15 protein-coding genes are annotated in these 18,215 nt (G+C 64.8%); 8 read left to right on the plus strand and 7 right to left on the minus strand.

From position 1 onward, the window contains the following. Window positions 1-40: 40 nt before the first annotated feature. From J7655_RS10280 to J7655_RS10290, 3 genes are all read right to left on the minus strand, one after another. Window positions 41-1,648 (minus strand): carboxyl transferase domain-containing protein, encoded by a 1,608-nt coding sequence (locus J7655_RS10280; RefSeq protein ID WP_230924365.1) that lies wholly within the window; start codon window positions 1,646-1,648, stop codon window positions 41-43. A 158-nt stretch (window positions 1,649-1,806) separates the two neighbouring features. Beyond that, complete coding sequence (locus J7655_RS10285) at window positions 1,807-2,970, minus strand: isovaleryl-CoA dehydrogenase (RefSeq protein WP_230924366.1); 1,164 nt, start codon at window positions 2,968-2,970, stop codon at window positions 1,807-1,809. A gap of 74 nt (window positions 2,971-3,044) precedes the next feature. Then, entirely contained in the window at window positions 3,045-3,425 is a 381-nt protein-coding gene (locus J7655_RS10290) for a MerR family transcriptional regulator (RefSeq protein ID WP_230924367.1), read from the minus strand. Window positions 3,426-3,512: 87 nt separating this feature from the next. Here J7655_RS10290 and J7655_RS10295 point away from each other — a divergent pair, with 87 nt between their 5' ends. The 3 genes from J7655_RS10295 (at window position 3,513) to J7655_RS10305 (ending at window position 6,779) form a co-directional block, all read left to right on the plus strand. Further along, entirely contained in the window at window positions 3,513-4,280 is a 768-nt protein-coding gene (locus J7655_RS10295) for a 3-hydroxyacyl-CoA dehydrogenase (RefSeq protein WP_230924368.1), read from the plus strand. 81 nt (window positions 4,281-4,361) lie between these two features. After that, window positions 4,362-5,552, plus strand: a complete 1,191-nt coding sequence (locus tag J7655_RS10300) for an acetyl-CoA C-acyltransferase (protein WP_230924369.1) — start codon at window positions 4,362-4,364, stop codon at window positions 5,550-5,552. Window positions 5,553-5,651: 99 nt separating this feature from the next. After that, the gene (locus tag J7655_RS10305) at window positions 5,652-6,779 is read left to right on the plus strand and encodes an acyl-CoA dehydrogenase family protein (protein WP_230924370.1); all 1,128 of its coding nucleotides are present in this window, start codon (window positions 5,652-5,654) and stop codon (window positions 6,777-6,779) included. 70 nt (window positions 6,780-6,849) lie between these two features. Here J7655_RS10305 and J7655_RS10310 read toward each other — a convergent pair whose 3' ends face one another. Next, window positions 6,850-8,973 (minus strand): TonB-dependent receptor family protein, encoded by a 2,124-nt coding sequence (locus J7655_RS10310; protein WP_230924371.1) that lies wholly within the window; start codon window positions 8,971-8,973, stop codon window positions 6,850-6,852. A gap of 194 nt (window positions 8,974-9,167) precedes the next feature. Between J7655_RS10310 and J7655_RS10315 the strand changes: the two genes are divergently transcribed. From J7655_RS10315 to J7655_RS10335, 5 genes are all read left to right on the plus strand, one after another. After that, on the plus strand, window positions 9,168-10,289 hold the full coding sequence (locus J7655_RS10315; protein ID WP_230924372.1) for a gluconokinase, GntK/IdnK-type: 1,122 nt from the start codon (window positions 9,168-9,170) through the stop codon (window positions 10,287-10,289). A gap of 49 nt (window positions 10,290-10,338) precedes the next feature. Beyond that, window positions 10,339-11,616 carry a TRAP transporter large permease gene (locus J7655_RS10320; protein ID WP_045736001.1) on the plus strand — a complete coding sequence of 426 codons (1,278 nt, stop codon included), beginning with the start codon at window positions 10,339-10,341 and terminating at the stop codon, window positions 11,614-11,616. Window positions 11,617-11,673: 57 nt separating this feature from the next. After that, window positions 11,674-12,687, plus strand: coding sequence for a TRAP transporter substrate-binding protein (locus tag J7655_RS10325; protein WP_230924373.1), 1,014 nt, complete (start codon window positions 11,674-11,676; stop codon window positions 12,685-12,687). 178 nt (window positions 12,688-12,865) lie between these two features. Beyond that, window positions 12,866-13,885 (plus strand): HTH-type transcriptional regulator GntR, encoded by a 1,020-nt coding sequence (gene gntR / locus J7655_RS10330; RefSeq protein WP_230924374.1) that lies wholly within the window; start codon window positions 12,866-12,868, stop codon window positions 13,883-13,885. A gap of 241 nt (window positions 13,886-14,126) precedes the next feature. After that, a complete protein-coding gene (locus tag J7655_RS10335; RefSeq protein ID WP_230924375.1) occupies window positions 14,127-14,435 on the plus strand; it encodes a class I SAM-dependent methyltransferase in 309 nt (102 codons plus the stop codon). A 40-nt stretch (window positions 14,436-14,475) separates the two neighbouring features. On the opposite strand, the gene greB is transcribed toward J7655_RS10335, so the two are convergent. The 3 genes from greB to J7655_RS10350 are packed head-to-tail and all read right to left on the minus strand — an operon-like array spanning window position 14,476 to window position 18,215. Further along, on the minus strand, window positions 14,476-14,973 hold the full coding sequence (greB, locus tag J7655_RS10340) for a transcription elongation factor GreB (RefSeq protein WP_230924376.1): 498 nt from the start codon (window positions 14,971-14,973) through the stop codon (window positions 14,476-14,478). A gap of 54 nt (window positions 14,974-15,027) precedes the next feature. Further along, window positions 15,028-17,532: an ABC transporter permease gene (locus J7655_RS10345; protein ID WP_230924377.1), complete on the minus strand. Its 2,505-nt coding sequence runs from the start codon at window positions 17,530-17,532 to the stop codon at window positions 15,028-15,030. Further along, window positions 17,532-18,215: an ABC transporter ATP-binding protein gene (locus J7655_RS10350; RefSeq protein ID WP_169968041.1), complete on the minus strand. Its 684-nt coding sequence runs from the start codon at window positions 18,213-18,215 to the stop codon at window positions 17,532-17,534. Before J7655_RS10350 ends, J7655_RS10345 begins: the two co-directional genes overlap by 1 nt.

The following is an 18,215-nucleotide window of genomic DNA, read 5'->3' on the forward strand; positions in this document are numbered from 1 at the left end:
GCGTGCCAGAGTTCGCGGCTGAAGCCGCTCCTACAGGGGGTCACATACGGAACACGCCGAAACGGGTCGGCTCGATCGGTGCGTTGAGGCTGGCGGACAGGGCCAGGGCCAGTACCTTGCGGGTCTGCGCCGGGTCGATCACGCCGTCGTCCCACAGTCGGGCGCTGGAGTAGAAGGCGTGTGCCTGCTGCTCGTATTGCTCGACGATGGGTTGCTTCAAGCGCTGCTCGTCCTCGTCGGAGTAAGGCTGACCGGCGCGTTGCGCCTGTTCGCGCTTTACCTGCACCAGCACGCCGGCCGCCTGCTGCGCGCCCATCACGCCGATGCGCGCGTTGGGCCACATCCACAGGAAGCGTGGATCATAGGCGCGGCCGCACATGCCGTAGTTGCCGGCACCGAAGCTGCCGCCGATGATCACGGTGAACTTGGGCACCTGGGCGCAGGCCACGGCGGTGACCAGTTTGGCGCCGTGCTTGGCGATGCCGCCTTCCTCGTACTTTTTGCCGACCATGAAACCAGTGATGTTCTGCAAGAACAGCAGCGGGATGCCGCGCTGGCAGGCCAACTCGACGAAGTGCGCACCTTTCTGTGCGGCTTCAGCGAACAGAATGCCGTTGTTGGCCAGGATCGCCACCGGATAGCCATTGATGCGGGCGAAGCCGCACACCAGGGTGGTGCCGAACAGCGCCTTGAATTCATCCAGTTGCGAGTCGTCGACGATCCGCGTGATCACCTCACGCACATCGAAGGGCTGCTTGGCGTCGGCCGGAATCACCCCGTACAGCTCCTCGGCGGCGTAGCGTGGGGCGATGGGCGCGCGGCTGTCGAGCTGGCCGAGCTTGCGCCAGTTCAAATTGCTGATGCAGCGGCGGGCCAGGGCCAGGGCGTGTTCGTCGTCCTCGGCGTAGTGGTCGGCCACGCCGCTGGTCTTGCAGTGCACGTCGGCGCCGCCGAGTTCTTCGGCGGTCACCACTTCGCCGGTGGCGGCCTTCACCAGCGGCGGGCCGGCGAGGAAGATGGTCGCCTGTGCGCGCACCATGATGGTCTCGTCGCTCATGGCCGGCACGTAGGCGCCACCGGCGGTGCAGGAGCCCATCACCACGGCGATCTGCGGGATGCCCAGCGCGCTCATATTGGCCTGGTTGAAGAAGATCCGGCCGAAGTGCTCGCGATCCGGGAACACCTCGTCCTGGCGCGGCAGGTTGGCGCCGCCGGAGTCCACCAGGTAGATGCACGGCAGGCGGTTTTCGCGGGCGATGGCCTGGGCGCGCAGGTGCTTCTTCACCGTCAGCGGGTAGTAGGAGCCGCCTTTCACCGTGGCATCGTTGGCCACGATCATGCACTCGACGCCTTCGACACGGCCGATGCCGGCGATCACTCCAGCTGCCGGTACGTCTTCGCCGTAGACCTCATGGGCGGCGAGCTGGCCGATCTCGAGAAAGGGCGAGCCGGCATCGAGCAGGCGGTTTATGCGCTCACGCGGCAGCAACTTGCCGCGCGAGGTGTGGCGCTCCTGCGCCTTGGCGCCACCGCCTTCATGGATGCGGGCGAGCAGGGCGCGCAGTTCGTCCACCTGGGCGAGCATGGCCGCCTGGTTGGCGGCGAACTCCGGGGAGCGGGTGTTGATCTGGGTGTGCAGGATGGCCATGGTCGCTTCCTGTAGGGTGCGCCGTGCGCACAGTGCCGTTTTGATCGCTCCCACGCTCTGCGTGGGAGTTTCGCCAGGGACGCTCTGCGTCCCCAGAACGGACGCTGAGCGTCCGGTTTCAGGTTCCCACGCAGAGCGTGGGAACCATCACAGATGCCTTACTTGGTCTCGTTGAACAGCTCGCGACCGATCAGCATGCGGCGGATTTCGCTGGTGCCGGCGCCGATCTCGTAGAGCTTGGCGTCACGCAGCAGGCGCCCGGCCGGGTACTCGTTGGTGTAGCCGTTGCCGCCGAGCAACTGGATGGTGTCCAGCGCCATTTTTGTGGCCATTTCGGCGGTATAGAGGATCACCGCAGCGGCGTCCTTGCGCGATTCCTCGCCGCGGTCGCAGGCCTTGGCGACGTTATAGAGGTAGGACTTGGAGGCGTTCATGCCGGCGTACATGTCGGCCAGCTTGCCCTGCACCAGCTGAAATTCGCCGATCGACTGCTTGAATTGCTGGCGCTCATGCACGTGGGGCAGCACCACGTCCATGCAGGCGCTCATGATCCCGGTGGGGCCGCCGGAGAGCACGGTGCGCTCGTAGTCCAGGCCGCTCATCAGCACGCGCACGCCACCGCCCTCGACGCCCAAGATGTTCTCTTCCGGCACTTCGCAGTCCTCGAACACCAGCTCGCAGGTGTTGGAGCCTCGCATGCCCAGCTTGTCCAGCTTCTGGTGGCGGGAGAAACCCTTGAAGTCGCGCTCGACGATAAAGGCAGTCATGCCACGCGAGCCGGCGTTGATGTCGGTCTTGGCGTAGATCACGTAGGTGTGGGCGTCCGGGCCGTTGGTGATCCACATCTTGTTGCCGTTGAGCACGTAGCGGTCGCCGCGCTTTTCCGCACGCAGCTTCATCGACACCACGTCGGAGCCGGCATTGGGTTCGCTCATGGCCAGGGCGCCGATATGCTCCCCGGAGCACAGCTTGGGCAGGTATTTCTGCTTCTGCGCTTCGCTGCCGTTCTTGTGGATCTGGTTGACGCAGAGGTTGGAGTGGGCGCCGTAAGACAGGCCCACCGAGGCCGAGGCACGGCTGATTTCCTCCATGGCCAGTACATGCGCCAGGTAACCCATGTCGGTGCCGCCGTACTCTTCCTTGACCGTGATGCCGAGCAGGCCCATGTCGCCGAACTTGCGCCACATGTCCATGGGGAATTCGTTATCGCGGTCGATCTGCGCAGCGCGCGGCGCCAGCTCGGCCTGGGCGAACTGGTGCACCGAGTCGCGTAGCATGTCGAGGGTTTCGCCGAGGCCGAAGTTGAGGGTGGGGTAGCTCATGGGGTCACCTGTCGTTGTTGTCGTAGGGTGCGCCATGCGCACCGGGGCAGAATCTGTGCTGCGCACTGCGCTGGCTAGGCTTGAGTCTCGGCCAGGGCAGCCAGGCAGCGCTCCTCGGCGGTATCCAGCTCCAGTTGCATCTGCTGGATATCCAGCAACTGCTGTTCAAGCTGCAGGCGGCGTTCGGCGATCTTGCCCATGAAAGTCTCCAACTGCCTGCGGCTGCCGGTTTCCGGGTCATACAGCTCGATCAGCTCGCGGCATTCGGCCAGCGAAAAGCCGATGCGCTTGCCACGCAGGATGAGTTTCAGCGTCACCTTGTCCTTGGCGCTGTAGATACGCTCCTGACCGCGTCGCTCCGGCGCGAGCATGCCTTGCTCCTCGTAGAAGCGGATGGCGCGCGTGGTGATGTCCAGTTCGCGGGCCAGATCGGAGATGGAGTAGGTGATGGACATGGTCATTGCTCGTTTACCTTTACGTTAACGTAAACCTGTGCAAATCTGCCTGTCAATCTCACCCCACAACAATCACAGAGGCTGAGCATGCGTATCGACGAATCGACATTCCTGATCAGTGGCGGCGCCTCCGGTCTTGGGCTGGCCACGGCCCGTGAACTGGTCGGGCAGGGTGGCCAGGTGGTGCTGCTGGATATCAACGCCGAGGCGGGGCAGCAGGCCATTACCGAACTGGGCGAGGCTGCACGCTTCGTGCGCGCCGATATCACTCGCGAAGAAGATGGCCGCGTAGCGGTGGCGCAGGCGCTGGAGGCCTTCGGGGCGCTGCATGGATTGGTCAACTGCGCCGGTATCGCACCAGCCGAAAAGGTGCTGGGGCGCAACGGCGCGCATGGTCTGGACAGCTTCCGGCGTACCGTCGAGGTGAACCTGATCGGTAGCTTCAATCTGCTGCGTCTCGCCGCCGAGGCCATGGCGCAAAACACCCCGAACGCTGGGGGCGAACGCGGGGTCATCATCAATACCGCCTCGGTGGCGGCGTTCGACGGGCAGATGGGCCAGGCTGCCTATGCTGCGTCCAAGGGCGGAGTGGCGGCGCTGACATTGCCTGCAGCGCGTGATCTGGCGCGCTCGGGCATCCGTGTGATGTGCATTGCCCCCGGCGTGTTCGAGACGCCGATGATGGCCGGCATGCCGCAAGAGGTGCGTGATTCGCTGGCGGCCAACGTGCCGTTCCCGCCGCGCCTGGGGCGAGCAGATGAGTACGCGGCATTGGTGCGGCATATCGTCGAGAACGCCATGCTCAATGGCGAGGTGATCCGCCTCGATGGCGCGCTGCGCATGGCGGCGAAGTAACGGCAGCCCGGATGCAATCCGGGACGACCCCACGCATATTTCCCGGATTGCATCCGGGCTACGCAATTGAAGGTGAAGCTCATGAACCAGCAACTCGACCCCGTCGTCATCGTCAGTTCCGCGCGCACGCCCATGGGCGGCTTTCTCGGTGATCTGGCCGGGCTGACGGCGGCTGAACTGGGCGCAGCGGCGATTCGTGCCACGCTGCAACGTGCCGGCCTCGCCGCCGAGGCGGTGGATACGCTGCTGATGGGCTGCGTGCTGCAGGCCGGTCAGGGCCAGGCCCCGGCGCGCCAGGCTGCGCTGGGGGCTGGCCTGAGCCAGGCGGTGCAGTGCACCACGCTGAACAAGATGTGTGGCTCGGGCATGCAGGCGCTGATGCTCGGCCATGATCAGTTGCTCGTCGGCAGCGCCGATGTGCTGGTGGCTGGCGGCATGGAGAGCATGTCCAGCGCGCCGTATCTGCTGGCGCGTGCCCGTAGTGGTTATCGCATGGGCCATGGCCAGGTGCTCGACCATATGTTCCTCGACGGTTTGGAGGACGCCTACGAGCGTGGCCGGCTGATGGGCACCTTCGCCGAGGATTGCGCCGAGCAGTATCGCTTCAGCCGCGAGGAGCAGGATGCTTATGCCCTGGAGTCGCTGCGCCGTGCTCAGCAGGCGATTGCGGACGGCAGTTTCGCCGGCGAGATCGTTGCCGTGCAGGCGCCGGAGGGGCGCGAGCGGCGCCTGGTGGATAGCGACGAGCAGCCGCCCAAGGCGCGGCCGGAGAAGATTCCCGGCCTGAAGCCGGCGTTCCGCGAGGGCGGTACGGTGACGGCGGCCAATGCTAGCTCCATTTCCGATGGCGCTGCCGCGCTGCTGTTGATGCGCCTGTCCCAGGCTCAGCAACGTGGCCTTACGCCGCTGGCGCGTATCGTCGGCCATGCTGGTCATGCGCAGGCGCCCAATCTGTTCACCACCGCGCCAGTGGCGGCGATCCAGCGTTTGCTGGCGCGCACCGAGTGGGCCCTGGAGACGGTTGATCTGTTCGAGATCAACGAGGCTTTTGCCGTGGTGCCGATGGTGGCCATGCGTGAGCTGGGCATCGACCACGCCAAACTCAACGTGCACGGCGGCGCCTGCGCCCTGGGGCACCCTATCGGTGCGTCCGGGGCGCGCATTCTGGTCACTCTGCTGGCGGCCTTGCAGCAACGCGGGCTCAAGCGTGGTGTGGCGTCCGTATGCATTGGCGGCGGTGAAGCCACCGCTGTAGCCATCGAGTTGTATTGAATCGACCCGTAGGGTGTCGTGGGGCCGCCCAGGCCGTGCGCACCGCGCGTTTCTGCCAAACAGTGGTGCGCACGGCGCACCCGACGTATGGAGCCAGCCATGCTGCCCAACGAAGAAGACATCCTGATCCGTGATATGGCCCGCCAGTTCGCCCAGGAGCGCCTGAAACCCTTTGCTGCTGACTGGGATCGCGCGCATCGCTTCCCGACCGAAGCCATCACCGAGATGGGCCAGTTGGGTTTTATGGGCATGCTGGTGCCGCAGCAGTGGGGCGGTGCCGAGACCAGCAACCTGGCCTATGCCATGGCCCTCGAGGAAATCGCCGCGGGTGATGGCGCCTGCTCCACCATCATGAGCGTGCACAACTCGGTGGGCTGCATGCCGATCCTCAAATATGGCAGTGAAGAGCAGAAGCAACGATTTCTTCGCCCATTGGCCAGTGGCGAGATGCTCGGTGCCTTTGCCCTGACTGAGCCGCAGGCCGGCTCCGATGCCAGCGACCTGCGTACCCGCGCTCGGCGTGACGGCGACCATTACGTGCTCGATGGCGCCAAGCAGTTCATCACCTCCGGCAGCCACGCCGGCATGGTCATCGTCTTTGCCGTGACCGATCCGCAGGCTGGCAAGAAGGGCATCAGCGCCTTTATCGTGCCCACCGATACGCCAGGGTTTTCGGTGGTACGGGTCGAAGAAAAGCTCGGCCAGCATGCCTCCGATACTTGCCAGATCCAGTTCGACGGCGTGCGTATCCCGGCCGATCTGCGCCTGGGCGAGGAGGGTGAGGGCTATCGCATCGCCCTGGCCAACCTGGAAGGCGGACGCATCGGTATCGCCGCGCAAGCGGTGGGCATGGCGCGGGCCGCGTTCGAGGCGGCGCGCGATTACGCCCATGAGCGGGTGACCTTCGGCAAGCCGATCATCGAGCACCAGGCGGTGGCGTTTCGTCTGGCCGATATGGCCACACAGATCGCCGTCGCCCGGCAGATGGTGCATCACGCCGCCAACCTGCGCGAAGCCGGTCAGCCCTGTTTGACCGAGGCGTCGATGGCCAAGCTGTTCGCCTCGGAAATGGCTGAGCGGGTGTGCTCGGCGGCGATCCAGACCCTGGGTGGATACGGCTACCTCAAAGACTTCCCGGTCGAGCGCATCTACCGCGACGTGCGCGTGTGCCAGATCTATGAAGGCACCAGCGATGTGCAGCGGATGGTGATCGCGCGCAACTTGTGATGGGGCGTGGGAGGTGCTCAAACCACGACAAAAGCTCGCCGCTAAAGCGCCTCCTACAAAAGCGTGTCCCTCAATCGAACTGATACTGCACGCCGGCGCCAACGTACCAGGCGCGTTCCGGGCCGGGTTCGTAATAGCGGCCGTTGCCGTCACCGACGATCACCGAGCCGATGTATTCACGATCCAGCAGGTTGTCGATGCGCAACACCTGATTAAAGGTCAGTGCGCCGGCCTTCTGCTCGAAGCGGGCTTGCCAGTTGAACAGTGCATAGCTGGGCGCCGTCTTGGCGGTGTTGCTGTCCTCGACGTAAAGCTGGCTCCGATAGAGTCCCTCGACGGCGGTGCTGAACCAGCCCAGCGGTTGCCAGGCCAGCTCGCCATACAGGGTGCGCGCGGGGATGCCCGGCAGCCTGTTGCCCGATTCGATCAGGCGGGTGTTGCTGGTGAAGTTCTTGCTGTAGATGGCCTCGATCTGCGTGAAGGCCAGGTTGGCGCGCAGGGTGTCGCTGAGACGGCTTTCCAGCGCCAGCTCGACGCCGCGACGACGGGTTTGCGCGGCGTTCTGGAAGCGTGAGCGGCCACCGCTGGCGGATTCGACCACCAGCTCGTCGTCGGTATCGATCTGGAACAGCGCCAGTTGCAGGCGCGTAGCCTCGGTCAGACGCGCCTTGAGGCCGACTTCGATCTGCTCGCTGGTAGCCGGCTGCAGGTCGAAGCCGAAGCTGTTGTCGGGGCCGGAGTAGGACAGTTCGTTGAGCGTCGGCGTCTCACCGCCCTTGCCCCAGCTGGCGTAGAGGTTCAGATCGGGCAGCAGGGCGTAACTGGCGCCCAGGGTCGGCGTCAGTTCGCGGTAGGTGACCGAGCCGCTGTCGTCGCAATTTTCAGTTTGCGGATTTTGGCAGGCACTGGAGAGGATAAAGTTGTCATCTACATCAAATTCGACATGGTTGTAGCGTAGGCCTGCCTGCAGGTCGAGCTTGCCCAGTTGCCAGGCTGCCTGGACGTAGGGCGACAGGCTGGTGACCTCGTTCCGCTCGTCGCGGCGCAGGTTGCCTTTCACCCCGAGGGTGTCGCCGACAAAGTTCTCATAGCCCTGACGGTCGTCGCGCGAGTAGTCGTAATCCAGGCCGGTGGTGACAGTGAGCAGGCTACTGCCCAGGTCGAAGGATTGAATCCAGCGGTTGCCGATACCGTGGAAGCGGCGCTCGAAGTCGATCACACCGCCTGATTGTTTTGGGTTGTTTTCTTGGAATGCCTTCCCTATCGACTGGTACTGAATCACCCGCCGCGTACCGCTGTACAGCGTGCTTTGCCAGGTGCCGGCGGCAAAGCTGCGCTCGTAGTTGAGGGCGAACTGGCGGTGATCGACGTTCTTGCGCGTATCGAACTCCAGTGCGCTGGGCGCCGCCGCGCGGCGGTCGCTCTGCACCTGAGCCCAGGTCAGGCCTTGTGGATCCTGGGTGTCATTCTGATCCAGCTCGCTGAAGCTCAGACTGAGCTTGCTGACATCGTCCGGGTACAGCGTCAGCTTGGCAAAGGTCTTGTCGAGGATGGCGCCGCTGTGGTCGCGATAACCGTCGGTCTCGAAGTGCGAGCGGTTGACGATGAAACCGGCCTTGTCGTTGCCGCCCTCGGCCGCGATGCGAGTACGGCTGGTGCCGTAGGCGGCCTGCGAGCTGTCGACCGATACCCTGGGCGCACCTTCGCCATCACGCGAGAACAGCTGGATCACGCCACCGGAGTTGCTGCCGTAGACGCTGGCGAATGGCCCGCGCAGCACTTCGATACGCTCCAGGGTATCGAGGTCGAAGGTCGCGGCCTGGCCCTGGCCGTCAGGGTTGGACAGCGGCACGCCATCAGCCAGCAGCTTGATACCACGAACGCCGAAGGCCGAGCGAGCGCCGAAGCCGCGTGAGGAAATCTGCAGATCCTGCGCGTAGTTCTGGCGGTTCTGTACCACCAGGCCCGGCACGCTGCCGAGCGCCTCGGAAAGGTTGACACCCGGTTTGCCCAGCGTCGCCTGTTCGGCATCGATGCGGTTGACCGAGAAGGGCAGTTGCCAGCCGCTGGCCTGATAGCGGCTGCCGGTCACCACCAGTGGCTCGGCCTGGTAAGTGGCATTGGCACCCTCGCCCTGGGCAACCAGCGGCATGAACAGGGTGGGCAGCCAGGCGCAGTGTCTCAGCCGTTGCATACGCTAAATGTCTCCTTCGTGGCAGGTAGGCGATCTTGATCGCGTCAGTCGGCGGCGATCCACTGCGGATCGCCTTTGAGCGGAGGAAATGCTCTACCAAATGTTGCCGGTGGAGGGTTGTCGAACGTTTTGGATAGCGCTAACATCCGGCTCAAACAATGAGCGGCCCACGCGATGGTGCCCATGGAGTTCCCATGCAACAGCAGCCTTCCGCATTGCCTGCCCGTACCACCCTGGTGGTCATGGGGGTCAGTGGCTCCGGTAAGAGCGAGATCAGTCAGGCGGTTGCAGCTGCCCTGGGCTGGCGCCATATCGAAGCCGATCATTTTCATCCTGCCGAAAACGTCGAACGCATGCGCGCCGGCATTGCCCTGAGTGATGAAGACCGCCGTCACTGGCTGGACGCACTGTGCGAGCAGATGCTGGCCGCGCAGGCCGCCGGCGAGTGCTTCGTGCTGGCCTGTTCGGCGCTCAAGCGTGCCTACCGTGAGCGCCTGCGTCAGGCGATTCCCGGCCTGCAGTTCGTGCACCTGAATATCGACCACGCCACTGCGGTGCAGCGTGTCGGTGCTCGGCCCGGACATTTCATGCCGATCTCCCTGGTCGATAGCCAGTTCGCCACGCTCGAAAGCCCGGCGGGCGAGCCGTATGTGCGTGTGGTCGATGCACTGCAACCGGTACAGGCGCTGGTGGACGATATCCAGGCATGGGTGCGCCGCGATGCCTCGGAGGCGGTTTCCAGCGGCGCTCAGGATATTTTCGATAGCGAAATTGATAGCGCTAACCAGGCAGCCCAGCTAGGCGCCGAACCGATCTATGAGGGTCGCATCGCGCGCATGTTCGATCGCCTGACCGACGACCTGATGGCGGTGCTGATGGCGTTCATGGTGGTGGCCGTGTTCACCAATGTGGTGCTGCGCTATGTGTTCGGCACCGGCTGGCCGGGTGCCGAGGAGCTATCGCGCCTGGCCTTCGTCTGGCTGGTGTTCGTCGGCGTGGCCTCCAGCATGCGCCGTGGCGAGCTGATGACCTTCCGCATGATTCGCGACCGCTTCCCGCTGCTGGCGCAACGGCTGGTGGATTCGCTGAGCTGGCTGCTGGTTGCCGGCGCCAGTCTGCTCTCGGCCCTGGGTGCCTGGCATCAGGTGCAGTTCGGCTGGGGCAACGTCAGTACGGTGGTTGGTTACCCCGTGGTGCTGGCCATGTTGCCGGTATTGGCGAGCATGCTGGTGCTGGCGATTCTGGCGGTGGTGCAGTTGGTCAATCTCTGGCGGCGTGCGCCACAGGTAACGCTGACCCAGGCGCACGTCGAATGATGCTGGCCCAATTCCAACAAGACGGGCACTGCCCACCGAGGACCTGCCGATGACTGTCGCGGTATTTCTCTCCTCCCTGCTGGGGTTCATGGCCTTTGGCATGCCCATAGCGTTCGCCCTGATCCTCACGGCGGCCGTGCTGATGTGGTACCTGGATTTCTGGGACGTACAGTTGCTGGCGCAGAACCTGCTCGCCGGGGCCGACAGTTTCCCGCTGCTGGCGGTGCCGTTCTTCATCCTGGCTGGTGAGCTGATGAACGCCGGCGGCATTTCCCGGCGCATCATCGCCATGGCCCAGGCGTACTTCGGCCACCTGCGTGGCGGTCTGGGCTACGTTGCCATTGCGGCCGCCGTGCTGCTGGCCAGCATGTCCGGCTCGGCCCTGGCCGATACCGCGGCACTGGCCACCTTGCTGTTGCCGATGATGCGTCAGCGCGGTTATCCGGTGCATTCCTCGGCGGGCCTGGTAGCCGCTGGCGGCATCATCGCGCCGATCATTCCGCCGTCGATGCCGTTCGTGATCTATGGCGTGGTCACCAACACCTCCATCAGCCAGCTGTTCATGGCCGGCCTGGTGCCGGGATTGATCATGGGCGCCGGCCTGATCGTTGCCTGGACGCTGATCGCTCGCGGTTTCACCGAGCCAACGCCACCCAAGGCCAGCGCCGCCGAGCGTCGCCGCGTGCTGATCGACGGCGCCGCTGCCCTGATGCTGCCGGTGATCATCGTTGGCGGTCTGCGCTTCGGGATCTTCACGCCCACCGAGGCCGCCGTGGTAGCCGCCATGTACGCGCTGGCCGTGTCCACCTTGCTCTACCGCGAGCTGAGCTGGAGCGACCTGATGGAGACCCTGACCCGTGCCAGTCGCACCACGGCGTCGGTGATGTTCCTGTGCGCCGCGGCCACGGTCTCGGCCTACATGATTACCCTGGCGCAGTTGCCGGACGAAATCGGCGCCATGCTCGGGCCGCTGGCCGAGCACCCCAAACTGCTGGTACTGGCGATCATGCTGCTGATGATCGCAGTGGGCATGGTGCTCGACCTGACGCCGACCATCCTGATTCTGGCGCCAGTGCTGGCGCCCATCGCGATCAAGGCCGGCGTCGATCCGGTGTACTTCGGCGTGATGTTCGTGCTGATCGGCTCCATCGGCCTGATCACGCCGCCTGTGGGCACCGTGCTTAACGTCGTCGGCGGTATCGGCAAGTTGCGCATGGAGGTGCTGGTACGCGGCGTCATGCCGTTCTTCCTGATTTACCTGATCATCGTCGCGTTGCTGGTGGCGTTCCCGTCCATCGTCACCGTGCCGCTGGCCTGGCTGCGCTGAGTTGACCTGACGGCGTTGGCGCGCCGACATCATTCACAACAATAAGAGGTAGACCCGATGAAACGTCCACTGCTCGCCATCCTCACCGCTGCCATGCTGTGCAGCCCGCTCGCCAGCTTCACCGCCCATGCCGATGACGTGCGTTCGCGCATGATCCGTTTCGGTTACGGCCTCAACGAAAACAGCAACCAGGGCCGTGCGGCCAAACTCTTCGCCGAAGAGGTGGCCAAGGCCTCCGACGGCAAACTCAAGGTGCGCACCTTCGGCGCCGCCAGCCTGGGCTCCGACGATCAGATGCAGAGCGCGCTGATCGGTGGCGCGCAGGAAATGATGGTCGGCTCTACCGCCACCCTGGTCGGCATCACCAAGGAGATGGCGGTGTGGGACACGCCATTCCTGTTTAGCAGTGCCGAGCAGGCCGATGCCGTGCTCGACGGCCCGGTGGGTCGCCAGGTGATGGACAAGCTGGAGGAGAAGGGCCTGGTCGGGCTGGTGTACTGGGAAAACGGCTTTCGCAACCTGACCAACAACACGCGGCCGATCAGCAAGCTGGAGGATTTCTCCGGCGTCAAACTGCGCGTGATGCCCAACCCGGTATTCCTCGAAACCTTCAAACTGATGGGTGCCAATGCCGTGCCGCTGCCGTTCTCCGAGCTGTTCACCGCGCTGGAGACCAAGGCCGTCGACGGCCAGGAGAACCCGTTCAACACCATCCTCTCCTCGAAGTTCTACGAGGTGCAGAAGTACCTGACCGTGACCAACCACGTGTACAGCCCGTGGATCGTCACCGTGTCCAAACGCTGGTGGGATGGCCTGTCGCAGACCGAGCAGAACATTCTCATGGAAGCCGCGAAGAAGGCGCGTGACTTCGAGCGTCAGGACACCCGTGAGGAAGCCGCCCGTGCGTTGGCCGAGCTGAAAGACAAGGGCATGCAGATCAACGAAGTGGCGCCGGCCGAAGTACAGCGCATGCGCGAGCAGGCCGCACCGGCGATCCAGAAGGTCGTCGATACAGTCGGCCAGCAGCTGTTCGATCAAGTGCAGGCTGAAGCCGAGAAGGCTGCTTTGTAAGGACTTGCCCAGGCTCAGGCTGAGTAGCATATAGCCGAACCTGGGCAGGTTCGCAGTTTCGCGGGGCACGCAGGTGGTAACGCTCCTTGCATGGTGGCGTTACCCCGGGCGGCGTGTCCCGCGCTTTATTCAACGGCAGGGCTGGTAGAATCGGCCGCTGATCAACAATGGAGGCGCTATGACTCAACGCCGTCGCCGCTCTGCCGAACGCGTCACCCTGTCCGACGTGGCCAAGGCTGCGGGTTGCTCGCTGATGTCTGCTTCGCGCGCGTTGTCGCAGCCGGGGCGGGTCTCCGATGCGCTGCGCGAGCAGGTGATGCGCGCTGCGCAGGCGCTGGGCTATGTGCCCAACCCGGCGGCGCGGGCACTGGCCAGTTCGCGCTCGAACCTGGTGGCGGTGGTGATTCCGTCGCTGTCGAACTCGGTGTTCGTCGATACCGTTGAGGCGATCCAGCGGGTACTGATGCCGGCCGGTTTCGAGATGATGATTGGCGTCAGCCACTATCGGGTCGAGGAAGATGAGCGTCTGCTGCGCTCCTACCTGGCGCACCAGCCTGCAGGCCTTCTGGTCACCGGCTTCGAGCGCAGCGATGCAGCGCGGGAAATACTCGGCGCCAGCACCTGCCCGCTGGTGACGCTGATGGAACTGAGTGAAGAGCCGGAAGAGTATTGCGTCGGCTTCTCGCAGATCGAAGCCGGTGCGGCCATGACCCGTGCCCTGGTACAGCGTGGCTATCGGCATATTGCCTTCGCCGCAGCCCAGCTCGATCCGCGTACCTTGCAGCGCGCCGAGGGATATCGCCAGGTGATGCGTCAGCTGGATCGCCATGACCCGGCGTTGGAGTTGCTGACGCCGCAGTTGTCATCCATTGGCCTGGGCGCCGAGCTGCTCGATCGCCTGCTGGCGCAGCAGCCGCAGATCGATGCAGTGTTTTTCAATAACGACGACCTGGCTATGGGCGCGTTGTTCCGGGCGCGGCAGCTGGGTCTGGATGTGCCAGGGCGCCTGGCCGTCGCCGGCTTTAACGACCTGCCGGCAGCGGCCTGGATGCATCCGGCCCTGAGCACGGTGCGTACCACGCGCGGCCGTATCGGTGAGCTGGCGGCCAACATGCTGCTGGCCCTGATGCGTGGTGACCCCCCCGAGCAGCACTGCATCGACGTTGGCTTCGAACTGGTGATGCGCGACAGCGCCTGAGCCAGACGAACGCTTGCCCTCAGCCGCGCCTGCACGCTGCATGCAACAGAGCCGAGCTGGCGCGGGGCGTACCTTGACAGTGCGTCGTAGGCTTCTCTAGGATGCGCCCTGCGCCGATTTAAACAGCTACTTGCGGGGCGCCACAGGGTGTTGTCATCGATGCCTGAAATTCCGCTAAAGCGCTGGTTCGGTGTCGCCTCTCACCGCTGCCCAGCGGGATTTTCGAGGCGGAGACTTGAGCATGATCTGTCCCCAACCCCCTATTCGTCTGGCCCCCATCACCTCTGGGCTGCTGCTGCGCAATCCGCGCGTGCTGCTCGCTGGCAGCCATCAACCCACCTTGTTGCGTTATCTCGAAGGCTGGCCCAAGCGTTGGGGCGGGCAACGTGCCTTCCGTATCCAGTTCGTGCAGAACGGCGAGTCACTGAGCCGCTTCGCGCGCGACAGTTTCGACCTGGCGGTGATCCAGGCGCCCTGCGCTGATGATGTGGCGCACACTGTCGCCGAGTTGGTGCGGGTAGCGCGCCAGGGCCTGATAACCCGACGCTAGCTGGCGCTTGAGTGCCCTTGCAATCGCGCCCCGAAAACGCTCAGGGATAGTCGATTGCGACGATATAGCAGGTCTTCTCGCCACTGGGGCTGTGCACCAGTACCTCGGCGTCCAGTTCCTTGCCGAGCAGTGCGCGGGCCAGCGGTGAGTCGATGCTGATCAGCCCCTGTTTCAGATCCAGCTCATCCGGGCCGACGATGCGGTAGCGCGCTTGTTCGCCGTTGTCGTCCTCGATGGTGACCCAGGCGCCGAAGTACACCTTGTTCGGATCGGACGGCTTGTCGCTGACGACCTTGAGTTTCTCCAGGCGTTTGCTGAGAAAGCGTACGCGGCTGTCGATCTCGCGCAGCATCTTCTTGCCGTAGGTGTATTCGGCATTTTCCGAACGGTCGCCCTGGGCCGCCGCTTCGCTGACCGACTGCGTCACCTGCGGCCTGCGCACATGCCACAGCTCGTGCAGCTCGGCGCGCAGGCGCGCGTCGCCTTCAGGCGTGATCAAGGGGGTACCGGCAGGGCGAGGAGGGCGATAGCGGCTCATGGTGGCTCTGAACGATGAAAGGGGCGCCAGTCTAGCAAACCCCTTCCGTCAAACTCAGCCTTCGCGCAATACGCTCAATGGGCTGGCATTCAGTGCACGGCGGGTACCGAGTACGCCAGCCAGCCCGACCAGCAATGCGCCGATCAGCGGCAGCACCAGCAGCCAGGGATGAGGCTGCCAGTTCATGTCGAAGGCATAGCGGTAGAGCAGGAAACTGACCAGTTCGCAGCCCAGCGCGGCAAGCAGGCCGGCGGCTGCGCCAAGCAGGCCGAATTCGGCGCGACGGGCGCTGATCAGCAACGCGCGTTCGGCGCCCAGTGCGCGCAGCAATGCACCCTGGCGAATGCGCTCGTCCAGCGTGGCTTGCAGCCCGGCCAACAGAACGGTGATGCCGGCGGCGAGCACGAACAACAGCACGTATTCGATGGCCAGGGTGACCTGGGCGAGGATGCTGCGCAGCTGCGCCAGCAGTGCGTCGACCTGCAGCAGGGTGACACTGGGGAAGGCGCGGCTGAGGCTGACCAGTTCCACGTCCTTGCCGGGGGGCAGGTAGAAGCTGGTCAGGTAGGTGGCAGGCAGATCCTGCAGGGTTTGTGGCTCGAAGATCATGAAGAAGTTGGGTTGGAAGCTGTCCCAGTCCACCTGGCGCAGGCTGGTGACCTGCGCTTCGCGTTCGATGCCACCGACGTTGAAGCGCAGGCGGTCACCGAGCTTCAGTTGCAGGCTTTCGGCTAGTTCGGCTTCGACGGAGACACCGGGCAGGTCAGCGGCCGGTGCGGCGCCCCACCAACTGCCGGCGGTGATCAGGTTGTCCGCTGGTAGCTCCTCGGCCCAGGTCAGGCTGAGATCACGTTGCGTCGCGCGTTCACCGCGACTTTCCTTGCTCACCAGTTGGCGTACCGGCTCATCGTTGATCATGATCAGCCGGCCCGGCACCACCGGATACAGCGGCGCCGGATGCGGTGACAGTTCGGCCAGGCGTGCGGCGAAGGCATCGCGCTCAGACGGCAGCACGTTGAGGGCGAAGTGGTTGGGCGCGTCCTCCGGCAACTGGTCCTGCCAGGTGTCGAGCAGCTCGCCGCGCAGCAGGGCGATCAGCGCCATGGCCAGCAGGATCAGGCCAAAAGCCAGCGACTGCCCGGCAGCAGCCAGCGGGTGACGCAGCAGTTGCCCCAGGCCCAGGCGCCAGGGTAGGGCGGCACGCTGCAGCAGGCGGCGCAGGCTCTGCAGGCCGAGCAACAGCAAACCACCGAGCAGCAAAGCGGCGAGCAGCCCGCCACCCAGCAGCGCCAGCGTCAGGCGCAGATCCAGGCTCAGGCGCCACATGATCAGGCCCAGTGCGATCAGCGCTGCACCATAGACCAGCCAGGAGCTGGCCGGTACCGGCAGCATATCGCGGCGTAAGACGCGTAATGGCGGTACGCGGCCCAGCGCAGCCAGCGGCGGTAGAGCAAAACCGGCCAGCGCCACCAGACCGGTGGCCATCCCGGCCAACGCGGGCCACAGGTCGGCGGGCGGCAGGTCGTCCGGGATCAGCCCGCGCAACAGATAGAAAAGAACGTGCTGCCCAGCCCAGCCGAGCAGGGCGCCAATCACGCAGGCGACTAGCCCGAGCAGTGTCAGTTGCAGGCCGAACAAGGCCAGTGCTTCACGCCGCGACAAGCCAAGGCAGCGCAGCAGGGCACTGGCATCGAAGCGCCGGGCAGCGAAGCGTGCCGCTGACAGGGCCACGGCGACACCGGCGAGTAACACGGCGGCCAGGCTGGCCAGGTTCAAATAACGTTCGGCGCGACTGAGGGCGCCGCCGACCTGGCGATTGCCGTCGCGCGCGTCATCCAGGCGCTGGTTGGGCTGCAGGCCGGCTTCGACTGCCTGACGGTAGGCCGCCAGGGCATTGGCGTCGCCGCGCCAGAGCTCACGAAATCGTACGCGGCTGCCGGGTTGTACCACCTCGGTCGCGGCCAGGTCATCCAGATGCATCAGCACGCGCGGTGTCAGGCTGTAGAAATCGCCGGCGGTGTCCGGGTCATAGGTCAAGACGCGGCTAAGGCGCAGGGGCCTGGCGCCTAGTTCCAGTTCATCACCGATGTTCAGGTTCAGCGCGGCCATCAGCCGTGCTTCGGCCCAGACTTCGCCCGGCCGTGGGCCGGATCCGGCTTCTTCCGGGGCATAGGGCTCGGTTGCACTGCGCAGCTCTCCGCGCAGCGGATAAGAGCTGTTGGCTGCCTTGACGCTGGCCAACTGAATGCCGCCCTGTGCCGCGACCACGCTGGAAAATTCCACGGCCTGAGCATGGTCGAGCCCCAGCTTGAGTCCTGCATCGATCTGCTCCTGGCTGGCGGGCGTGCTGCCGCTCAGGCGCAGGTCTGCAGCGAGAAATTCACTGGCGCGCAGCAGCATGGCGTCGTTCAGTCGTGCGCTGAAATAGCCGATGGCGCTGCTGGAGGCCACGGCCACCAGCAAGGCGAAGAACAGCACCCGCAACTCGCCGGCGCGGGCATCGCGCAGCAGTTGGCGGGCAGCGAGCGAAAACAGGCGAGACAGGGGCACGCGTTTCATCAGGGCTCCACGCGATCGATCAGGTGCCCGGCTTCCAGGCGGATCAGGCGCTGGCAACGGTGCGCCAGGCGCTCGTCATGGGTGACCAGTACCAGCGTGGTACCGCGCTCCTGGTTGAGCTGAAAGAGCAGTTCGGTGATGCGCTCGCCGGTATGGCTGTCGAGGTTGCCGGTGGGCTCGTCGGCGAACAACACGTCCGGCTCGGCGGCGAAGGCGCGGGCAATGGCCACACGCTGTTGTTCGCCACCGGACAGCTGGCGTGGGTAGTGCGTCAGACGTTGACCGAGGCCAACCCGTTCGAGCAGGGCGCGGGCGCGCTGACGGGCATCGGCCTGACCTTCCAGCTCCAGCGGCAGCATGACGTTTTCCAGCGCAGTGAGGCTGTCGAGCAGTTGGAACGACTGGAAGACGAAGCCGACATGCTCGGCGCGCAGGCGTGCACGCTGGTCTTCATCGAGTTCGCTGAGGTTCTTGCCGGCCAGCAATACAGCGCCGCCGCTGGGCAAGTCCAGGCCGGCGAGCAGGCCAAGCAGGGTGGATTTACCAGACCCTGAGGCGCCGACAATGGCCAGGCTGTCGCCTTTGTTCAGTTCCAGGTCGAGATCATGAAGGATGGTCAGTGCGCCTTCCGCGCTGTTGACCACTTTGCTAAGGTTCCGCGCAGCGAGAATGCTCGAAGTCAT

Origin of the sequence: Pseudomonas wenzhouensis, assembly GCF_021029445.1 — a bacterium.
GTDB lineage: Bacteria > Pseudomonadota > Gammaproteobacteria > Pseudomonadales > Pseudomonadaceae > Aquipseudomonas > Aquipseudomonas wenzhouensis.